Source organism: Microbispora sitophila, assembly GCF_014892245.1.
Classification (GTDB): domain Bacteria; phylum Actinomycetota; class Actinomycetes; order Streptosporangiales; family Streptosporangiaceae; genus Microbispora; species Microbispora siamensis.
On sequence record NZ_JADBGC010000098.1, the window covers coordinates 1 to 588 of the forward strand.

General features: G+C 67.0%; 1 protein-coding gene. It reads right to left on the reverse strand.

Translation table 11 applies throughout. The features are described 5' to 3' along the window. Positions 1-135: 135 nt before the first annotated feature. Positions 136-588: non-reducing end alpha-L-arabinofuranosidase family hydrolase (locus tag IL992_RS45590; RefSeq protein ID WP_264295232.1), on the reverse strand; the 453-nt coding region annotated here is incomplete at its 5' end.

Genomic DNA, 588 nt, shown 5'->3' on the forward strand with positions numbered 1-588 from the left:
TGACCGCGGCGGGCTCGGCCTTGCACCGAGCCCGCCGCTCCAGCTCCATTCGGTCCTGATCGCGCTCCCTGACAAGGCTCACAACGCCCTCGCCGCGAATGTCAGGAACACCCGAGCCGGACCCGCGTCACGCCGTCAGCGCTGCAGTGTCAGCAGACCCGGCCGGTAGGGCAGGAGTCCGTAGTCGCCGCCGGAGCTGGGGCTACGGCCCTGGTAGAGCAGCTGCAGGTTGCAGGGGTCGACGGTCTTGGTCTGGTCGGGGTTGCTGCGGACCAGGTCACCGTGGCTGATGTCGTTGGTCCAGGTGGCGCCGCTGTTGGCCTTGCCGGCGAAGGGGTTGCTCTCGGTCGCGGCGTTCGGGGTCCACGTCCCGTCCAGGCTGTTGGCCGTGAACGAGCGGAAGTAGCGGCCCTGCGAGCCCATCGCCTCGACGAGCATGAGGTACTTGTTCTGGCCCTGGAGCTTGTAGACCTCGACCGCCTCGAACAGGTTGGCCTGGGTGTCGCTCATGATCGTCGTGTAGTTCGAGCCGAAGCTGCCCGGGAAGTTCCCGATGGGCATGCTCTGCCGGTAGATCTTGCCGTTGTC